Origin of the sequence: Gordonibacter pamelaeae 7-10-1-b, from assembly GCF_000210055.1 — a bacterium.
GTDB lineage: Bacteria > Actinomycetota > Coriobacteriia > Coriobacteriales > Eggerthellaceae > Gordonibacter > Gordonibacter pamelaeae.
Genome location: NC_021021.1, coordinates 3,315,224 through 3,323,667, shown reverse-complemented (window position 1 = coordinate 3,323,667; position 8,444 = coordinate 3,315,224). Strand labels below are relative to the sequence as shown.

The 8,444-nt window shown below is 66.6% G+C and carries 6 protein-coding genes; 1 reads left to right on the top strand and 5 read right to left on the bottom strand.

The genetic code is table 11. From position 1 onward, the window contains the following. Positions 1–317: 317 nt before the first annotated feature. From GPA_RS15250 to GPA_RS15240, 3 genes are read right to left on the bottom strand one after another with little or no spacing between them, the layout of a single operon-like run. Complete coding sequence (locus GPA_RS15250) at positions 318–1,085, bottom strand: cytochrome b/b6 domain-containing protein (protein WP_015540424.1); 768 nt, start codon at positions 1,083–1,085, stop codon at positions 318–320. Next, the gene (locus tag GPA_RS15245) at positions 1,085–2,008 is read right to left on the bottom strand and encodes a 4Fe-4S dicluster domain-containing protein (protein ID WP_015540423.1); all 924 of its coding nucleotides are present in this window, start codon (positions 2,006–2,008) and stop codon (positions 1,085–1,087) included. The genes GPA_RS15250 and GPA_RS15245 overlap by 1 nt, the downstream gene beginning before the upstream one ends. A 14-nt stretch (positions 2,009–2,022) precedes the next feature. Then, positions 2,023–5,172 carry a molybdopterin-dependent oxidoreductase gene (locus tag GPA_RS15240; protein ID WP_220149902.1) on the bottom strand — a complete coding sequence of 1,050 codons (3,150 nt, stop codon included), beginning with the start codon at positions 5,170–5,172 and terminating at the stop codon, positions 2,023–2,025. A 418-nt stretch (positions 5,173–5,590) separates the two neighbouring features. Here GPA_RS15240 and GPA_RS15230 point away from each other — a divergent pair, with 418 nt between their 5' ends. Beyond that, complete coding sequence (locus GPA_RS15230; RefSeq protein ID WP_015540420.1) at positions 5,591–6,919, top strand: Na+/H+ antiporter NhaC family protein; 1,329 nt, start codon at positions 5,591–5,593, stop codon at positions 6,917–6,919. Between the two features lie 100 nt (positions 6,920–7,019). On the opposite strand, the gene GPA_RS15225 is transcribed toward GPA_RS15230, so the two are convergent. Together GPA_RS15225 and GPA_RS15215 are read right to left on the bottom strand one after the other, a co-directional pair. Continuing rightward, complete coding sequence (locus tag GPA_RS15225; protein WP_015540419.1) at positions 7,020–7,538, bottom strand: cob(I)yrinic acid a,c-diamide adenosyltransferase; 519 nt, start codon at positions 7,536–7,538, stop codon at positions 7,020–7,022. A gap of 206 nt (positions 7,539–7,744) precedes the next feature. After that, complete coding sequence (locus GPA_RS15215) at positions 7,745–8,152, bottom strand: MGMT family protein (RefSeq protein WP_015540418.1); 408 nt, start codon at positions 8,150–8,152, stop codon at positions 7,745–7,747. Positions 8,153–8,444 lie beyond the last annotated feature (292 nt).

Sequence of the window (8,444 nt, the reverse complement as noted above, 5' to 3'; positions counted from 1 at the left end):
CCGCCTCGTCCAGGGCGCCCCAGAGCTTGCGGAAGAACTCGAGGCGCGCCACATCGCCCTCGTCGAGCTTCTCGCGGTAAGCGGCCAAGGCCGCGTCGATCGCTTTCAAATTCATGCCGTATCCTTGTCAGTCAGTTGCATCGAACCATGCCGCCCGAGCCGCCGGCGTTGTTTCACCCGCCCGCGCTGTCAGGCCTTTCCTCGGCGCGCCCTTGGCGCTGGCCGTTCGCAGGGGCTCTCCTCCAAGCGCCCCTGCGAACGGCCAGCGGAGCCGCCGGGGCACGATCCGCCCCGGCAGCCCCGCAAAAGCAGCTCCCTTAAGCCTTCTTCTCGATCACGTTCTCGCCGGAGGCGATCTCCTGGCGAGCCCAGTGGCCCCAGTGGTACAGGGCGTCGGACTCGGAGACCGTGCCGTCGCCGAACATCAGCTTGGCCGTGCCCCGGTAGGGCTGGAAGATGCCCGCACCCAGGAAGATGTGCGCCAGCCCGAACACGGCGATCAGCAAAAAGCCGATGTCGTGCAGGAACAGCATCACGCCGTACACGCCGCCGCCGAAATCGAACAGCGTCGTACCCAGGAGCAGGAAAACGCCCGTGATGCCCATGAGCGCGCCCGAGAACCACAGCATGCCGTCGGCGAAGCGCTGGCCGCTCTTGACCTCGCGCTGGTCGGGCATGTGGATCCACTTGGCCATGAACAGATAGGGGAAGAACAGCATCATCCACTTCTTGTCGTCCGAATCCCACCGGTCGAACAGGTTCTTGAAGATGTGCTTCACGCCCTTAGGTGCCATGATGGCGCTGATCAAGGGCACGAGCACGAAGATGACGCCCAGTACGCGGTGCGACATGCGGATGGCGAACACCGTGTCCGCGCCCACCGCGGCCGCCAGGGCCGGAACGAACACGAACAAGCCGGAGATGCACAGCAGGATGCACGCGATGATGGTGATGCCGTGCGTCCAGCGCGCCTGCTTGGAGTGGCGGCGGATGTAGCGCTCCGTGCCGCTTGCCGCCATCTGCTCCATGAACGCCTTGTTCTTGGCGGTCTCCTCGGCGGAAACCATGACGGGTCCCTTGCTCATCAGTTGCCTCCCTTCTTGCCCGGGAGGTTCTCGGTGATATGCTCCATCACCGTCTCCTCGTCCTGGCCGTCGCCATGCTTGACGACCTGGCCGGTGTCGACGGAGATCGTGTCCTCCGTCTCGGGGTTGTACGCCAGCTTGTCGCGCTTGTAGCCGATGCCCAGCACGAACATGGCCGCCAAGCCCGCCACCGTCAGGCCCGTGACCGCGCCCGTGACCGGCTTCATGATCTGCGTGAGGCCCACCACCGGGTTCGCCTGCGGGTTCTCCACCTGGCCGTGCGCGGCCACGCCGTACTTCAGCACCTGGATGACGTGCAAACCGCCCATCTCGTCCTCGCCGTAGACCACCGCGTCCTCGTAGCCGCGGGCCTTGAGGAAGTCGGCGCGCTCGTGCGCCAGCGCGATCATCTCGTCGCGGTCGCCGAACACGAGGGCGTCCGGCTGGCACGTGGTGACGCAGGCGGGCTCCAGGCCCTGCTCGATGCGGTCGACGCAGCCCGTGCACTTGTTCACCGTCGTGCGCAGGCCCTCCTGGTAGCGCGGCACGTCGAACGGGCAGGCCGTGGAGCAGTACTGGCAGCCGATGCACTTGGAGTCGTCCACCGTCACCAGGCCCGTGGCCTCGTGCTTGGTTATGGCGCCCGCCGGGCAGATGGTCGCGCACGCGGCATCGGTGCAGTGCTGGCACGAACGGCGCCCGAAGGCCCATTTCACGCCCTTGCTGCCGCCGGCCTCCTCGTTGAAGGAGATCAGGATGCGCGTGTCTCCGTTCAGGTCCATCGGGCTCTGGTAGGAGCCCGTGGGGGGGTTGCCGTTCTTCTCGAGCGTCGAGGGCAGATCGTTCCAGCATTTGCAGGCCACCTGGCAGCCGCGGCATGCGCTGCAGCGCGAGGTGTCGAACAGTATGGCTTTGTCACTCATGATTCAACACCTCCCTAGATCTTCTCGATGTCGACGAGGAACGCCTTGTACTCGGGCACCCAGCAGTTCGGGTCGCCCACGTTCGGCGGCAGGTCGTTGACGATGTCGCCCGTGGCGTACTCGCCCGCCCAGCCGAAGTGGTGCGTCATGCCCACCTGGTGCACCGTCTCGCCGTTGACCGTGAACGGCTTGAATCGCGGCGTGACGAGCGCCATGACCTCGACCTCGCCGCGGTTGTTGCGCACGCGGACCTTCTCGCCGTTCTTGATGCCCTTCTCCTCGGCCAGCTCCAGCGACATCTCCACGAACTGCTGGGGCATGGCCTCGTTCAGGGCCGGGCAGGTGCGGGTCTGGCCGCCGGTCTGCCAGTGCTCGGTGACGGAGTACGTGGTCACCGCGATGGGGAACTCGGAACGGTCGCCGCGCTTGACCGACTCGAACTCGGCGAAGCGGACGCACGGCGAGTTCTGCCGGCCGTTCATCTGGTTGTCGGACGGGCTCTCGAAGGGCTCGTAGTGCTCGGGCAAGGGCCCGTCGCCCATGCCGTAGCTCTCCAGGCGCGCGTTCTGCTCCCAGAGCATCATGAACGCCTTGTCGTTGGGGGGCACGGGGGTGCCGTTGGACACGGCCACGAAGTCGCCCACGTCGTTCTGCACCCACTTCTCGCCCGTCCACTCCACGAGCACCCGGTCCGGGTTCCAGGGCTTGCCCTGCATGTCGGCCGAGGCGCGGTTGTAGATGATGCGGCGGTTGAGCGGCCAGGCGAACGACCACTTGGGATGCAGGCCGAGGCCCGTGGGGTCGTCGGCCACGCGGCTGCCGACGGCCTGCTCGGCCGGGTCGAGCGGCGCGTCGTTGTTGGCCCAGAAGCCGGTGTAGATCCACATGCCGCAGGCCGTGGAGCCGTCGGCCTTGAGGTTCGCGAACGACGAGAGCAGCTCGGTCTTCGGGGCCGCCGAGGTGGTGTCGCACTCGGTGCCGTCGTACACGTAGCCGTTGAGGGCCCAGGCCACGGGGCGCGGGTCGATCTTGCCGTCCACGTAGTAGTCCCACTTCGTGTTCACGATGGGTTCGGGCGCGACGCCGCCCTCCTTCTTGTAGAGGTCGACGATGGCCGTCCACAGCACGTCGCAGATCTCGTAGTCGGGCTTGGCCTCGTCCCACGGCTCGACGGCCTGGTAGCGCCACTGCAGCCAGCGGCCCGAATTCAGGATGATGCCCGGCTTCTCGTAGATGAGCGCGGCCGGCAGGAAGTACACCGTGGTGTCGATGTCGGCCGGGTTCATGTCCGGCGCCTTCCAGAAGCAGGCGGACTCCGTCTCCACCCAGTCGGCCACCACGAGCCAGTCGAGGTTCGCCATGGCCTTGCGCACGTTGCTCGCGTTCGGCGCGGAATGGCAGGGGTTCATGCCCCAGTTGAAGTAGCCCTTGATGACGCCCTGGCTCATGAGCTCGAACGAGCCGATGATGGAGTAGTCGGGGCTCTTCGGCACCTTCGGCCACCAGTCGTAGCCGTAGTCGTTGTCCACCGTGGCCGCGTCGCCGAACCACTCCTTGAGCGCGGAGACGACGAACTTGGGCTTGTTGGTGTAGTAGCCGTCGGAGTAGGTCTCCTTCTCGCACCACTTGCGCAAAGACGGCGTGCCGTACTCGGTGGGCCAGTTCAGGTAGCCGGGCTGGTTCGCCACGAGCATGCCCATGTCGGTGGCGCCCTGGACGTTGGGTTCGCCGCGCAGCGCGTTCACGCCGCCGCCGGCCACGCCCACGTTGCCGAGCAGCAGCTGCAGGATGCCCATGGAGCGGCAGTTCTGCGCGCCGTAGGTGTGCTGCGTCTGGCCGAGGGCGTAGAGGATCGTGCCGGACTTGTCGGGCGCGCCCGTGGAGGCGTAGGTGGCGTACACCTTCTCCAGCAGGTCCTTGTCCATGCCGCACACGCTGGACACGGTGTCAAGGTCGTAGCGGGAGTAGTGCTTCTTCATCTGCTGGAACACGCACATCGGGTCCTGAAGCGTCATGTCGCGCTTGGGCACCTCGACGGTCGGGGGCGTGAACTCCGGCACGCCGGGAGCTGCAGCCCACGCGTAGGCGCCGCCCTCGGAGGTGTCCCACGTCTTCGTGGACTCGACCTGGTAGTGCCAGGAGTGGTTGTCGTAGGTGGCCGTCTCCTCGTTGAAGCCGGAGAAGATGCCCTCGTTCACGTCGAAGGAGTACTGCTCGTCCAGCAGGTAGGAGGCATTCGTGTAGTTCAGCACGTACTCGTGCTGCCACAGGTCGTGCTCGATGATGTAGTTGAACAGGCCGCCGTAGAAGGCGATGTCGGTGCCCGAGCGGATGGGGCAGTAGATGTCCGCCATCTCGGCCGAGCGGGTGTAGCGCGGGTCGACGACGATCCACGTGGCGCCGCGGTCGAGGGCCTTCTGCACCCACTTCGACGACACGGGATGGTTCTCGACGTTGTTGGAGCCGATGGTCATGATGACGTCGGCGTTCTGCATGTCGCAATAGTGGTTCGTCATGGAACCGCGACCGAATGTTGCTGCCAGACCGGCAACCGTGGGGCTGTGTCAAACACGAGCCTGGTTGTCGATGGCTATCACCCCTAGCGACCTCATCATCTTGTTGATGAGGTACTCCTCCTCGGAGTTCTGCTGGCTGCCGCCCAGGCTGGCTATGCCGTGGCAGCGGTTCACGGTGATGCCGTCGTGCATGGTCTCGAAGGTCTCGTCGCGGGTCTTCTTGACCCACTGCGCTATCTCGGCGACGGCGTCGTCCCAGGTGATGTCCTCCCACTCGGAGGCGCCGGGGCGGCGGACCATCGGGCGGGTCTTGCGGTTGGTGTTCTTGATGATCTCGCGCGTCTCGGGATCCACGACGTTGCGCAGCTGGAACATGGTGGCGCCCTTCGGGCACAGGCCGCCCTCGTTGATGGGGTGGTCGGGGTCGCCTTCGATGTTCACGAGCTCGCCGTCGCGCGTGGAGCAGATCACGCCGCATCCGCCCGAGCAATAACAGCAGATGTTCGTGTACTCCTCGGTGTTCACGAGCTTCCAGTCGGCGGACGGCTCTACGGCGAGCGTCTCCGACTTCGAGGACAGCTCGAACGCCATGGACGTGGCGAACGCAGCACCGGCGGCTTTGAAGAAGCCCCTGCGTGACAGGTTCATGTCCTCTCTCTCCTTCCTTCTCGTCCTATGGAAACGTGCAGCGGATCGCGCGGCAGGGCGGGGAGCCCGAGGGCATGGGAGGGCGCCCGGCCCCGCTGCGTGATCCCGGTGGTGACACCGGGGAAATGCCCTCGTCGCCCGGCGCGCCGATCGTACCATAGAGGTTGCACGGGGCCCTCCCTGCACGCCGCGGCTCCTTTGCAGGCCTTTCGGCGAACGGCGCACGAACCCATTCCCATCAGGGCGAACGGCAGTCAACCCAGGGCGAGCGGCTCCTACCGTGCAGGTAAAGGGAGCCGGTTGCACGGCAAGCGGAAACACGCAGGCGGCGCGAAACGTCGATGAGCGGGTCGGGGACGCACGTGCGCCGCATTGCGCTACAATAGGCGGGTTGCTGGTTCGAAGGAAGGGGAAGTTCATGGAGAAGGGCAACGTCAAGGCGCTTCTGCCCATCGGGGTGTTCTTGGTGCTGTATCTGGGGCTGGGCGTATTGTTCGAATACGGGATGGGCATCCCCATGGGTTTCTACAACATACCCATCGTGGTGATATTCCTGGTGGCGCTTCTGGTGGCGTGCGTGCAGAACCGCAAGCTGCCCTTCGACGACAAGCTGGCCGTCATGGGGCGCAGCATAGGCGACAAGACCATCGTCACCATGGTGCTCATCTTCATGGCGGCCGGCATCTTCGTGGGCACGGTGGGCCGCGACAGCGCCGAGAGCGTGGCCTACCTCATGCTCTCCGTCATCCCCGCGGAGTTCTCCGTGCTGGTGCTGTTCGTGGTGAGCTGCTTCGTGTCGCTGGCCATGGGAACGTCGGTGGGCACCATCACGCTCATCACGCCCATCGCCGTGGCGGTGTCGGCGGCCTCGGGCTTCGACCTGCCGCTGTGCGTGGCCAGCGTCATGGGCGGCGCGATGTTCGGCGACAACCTGTCGTTCATCTCCGACACCACCATCGCGGCGTGCCAGGGCCAGGGCTGCCAGATGAAGGACAAGTTCCGCGAGAACTTCAAGATAGCCGTGCCGGCCGCCTTGGCGACGCTCGCCATCATCCTGGCGCTGTCGCTGGGCTCCGACATCAACGGCACCGTGAGCCATGACTACGACCTGATCCAGCTCGTCCCGTACCTCATCGTGCTCGTGGGCGGCATCGTGGGAGTGAACGTGTTCGTGGTGCTCCTGCTGGGCATCCTCTCCGGCTCCCTCATCATGGTGGCCACCGGCGCCACCGCGGCTACCGACCTGCTGGCCAGCATGGGCTCGGGCGCGGCCGGCATGTTCGAGACCACGATGGTGGCCGTGCTCGTGAGCGCCATCTGCGCGCTCATCCGCGAGTACGGCGGCTTCACGGCGCTTTTGAACGGCATCAAGAGCCTGTTCAAGAGCAAGAAGGGCGGTCAGCTGGGCATGGGCCTGCTCGTGGGCGCCATGGACATCGCCACCGCCAACAACACCGTGGCCATCGTCATCGCGAACCCCATCGCCGCCGACATGGCCGAGACCTACGATATTTCGCGGCGCAAGACGGCGTCGATCCTCGACACGTTCTCCTGCGTGTTCCAGGGCATCATCCCCTACGGCGCGCAGATGCTCGTGGCCATATCGGCGGCGGCGGAGCTGGGCTACGCGGTGTCGGCGTTCCAGATCATACCGTTTCTGTTCTACCCGTTTTTGCTGCTGGCGAGCTCGCTCGTGTTCATCTTCCTCGTGCCGGACAAGCGCGGCCGCGAGAGCGAGAAGGCGTAGCCGGAGAGCGCCCCGGGCCGCTTGCCCGCCGACGGGGCACGTGACAGGCGGCTGACGACGGCCTGCGCGTGGCCCAGGCGGTGACGGGGGACGTCGCCCGCTAGAACTCGATGCCGCGCCGCGCGGGCACGCCGTCTCGATAGTAGTGTTTTACCTCGCGCATCTCGGTCACGAGATCGGCTGCGGCCATGACCTCGTCGCTGGCGCCGCGGCCCGTGATGACGAGCTCGACTCCCTCGGGCCTCTCGCGGACGGCGTCCAGCAGGGCGCCCGGCGCGAAGTAGCCGAGCATTTCGGCCACGTTCGCCTCGTCGAGGATCACGACGTCGTAGTTTCCGCTGGCCATGGCCTCGCGCGCGCAGGCGAGGCCATGGCGGGCCGCTTGCGCGTCGCGCTGCGGGTCGGGGGCGGACAGCTCGTCGCCCGTGCCGAACTGCTCGGCGCTCACGCGCCCGCCCAGCACGCGGAACGCCTCGAGCTCGCCGGTCTTCCCGTGCTTCATGAACTGCCCGAAGTACACGTTCAGCCCGTTCCCCGCCGCGCGCACGGCCAAGCCCACGGCGGCCGTGGTCTTGCCCTTGCCGTCTCCGGTGTACACCTGTACCTTGCCCTGCTCCATGTGGCTTCCTCCCGCGGTGCGAGCGCTTGCGCTCTCTCTCATCTGTCGTGTTTGCGGGTCGATCGTGCGGGCGCGCGCCCACGTGCTCATGCTCCTGCGCCGGCTGCATTCTCGCCCGCGCCGCTTGTCGCCCGCCTGTCCGCGTCGCCTGCCTCCGCACTGTCCGCGTGCTTGTCGTCCAAGCCGTCCGCGCGGCGCCAGGCCTGTCAGTCGCCCAGCTCGCGATCCCAGTCGAAGTCGGGCGGGGGCGCCAGCGGCAGGTCGGCTGCGCCGTCCTCCGCGTTGGCATCCAGCCAGCCGTCCCATTGGCAGGCGCCCATGTCCACGTGCTCGTCGTCGGCGAACGCCACGCCCTCCTCCTCCAGCATCTCGCGCTGCACGTCGGGGCCGCCGAACGCGTAGCCGCGGCACAGGCTGCCGTCCTTGAACACGACGCGATGGCAGGGAATGCCGTTCACCTCGGCGCCCGGGTCGGGGTTCGCGCGCAGCGCGTAGCCCACGTAACGGGCCGACCGTGGAGCACCGATCAGGCGCGCCACCTGCCCATACGATGCCACTTTGCCGCGCGGCACCTGCCGCACCACCTGAAACACCCGCTCCGAGAAATCGCCCATCCCGCCGCCCTTCCGCCCGCGATCCGCCGTTTTCCCTGCAAGGGTAGCGCATTGCGTGCGGCTGCGCAAAGGGGCGAGCGCTCCGCGCCGCTCCGTCGCCCGGTCCCTTGCGCACGGTCGCAGAGGCTCTGTGGCCCGCCCGGCACGGACGATGCGGCAGGGGGCACGGGGCCGCCTCGCTCAACGGCAGGTTGAGGATTATGTGGTTTCGACGGCGCGGCGCATACCCGCATAAATCGGCTTTCCTTTTCCGCATGCGCCACCTATTCTGAAACGGAGAGGCTTGCGCTCG

Bases quoted from the DNA above. Each gene is read 5' to 3' on its own strand.
- GPA_RS15245 (WP_015540423.1), bottom strand. From the start codon at position 2,008: ATGAGTGACAAAGCCATACTGTTCGACACCTCGCGCTGCAGCGCATGC.
- GPA_RS15230 (WP_015540420.1), top strand. From the start codon at position 5,591: ATGGAGAAGGGCAACGTCAAGGCGCTTCTGCCCATCGGGGTGTTCTTG.
- GPA_RS15225 (WP_015540419.1), bottom strand. From the start codon at position 7,538: ATGGAGCAGGGCAAGGTACAGGTGTACACCGGAGACGGCAAGGGCAAG.
- GPA_RS15215 (WP_015540418.1), bottom strand. From the start codon at position 8,152: ATGGGCGATTTCTCGGAGCGGGTGTTTCAGGTGGTGCGGCAGGTGCCG.
- GPA_RS15250 (WP_015540424.1), bottom strand. From the start codon at position 1,085: ATGAGCAAGGGACCCGTCATGGTTTCCGCCGAGGAGACCGCCAAGAAC.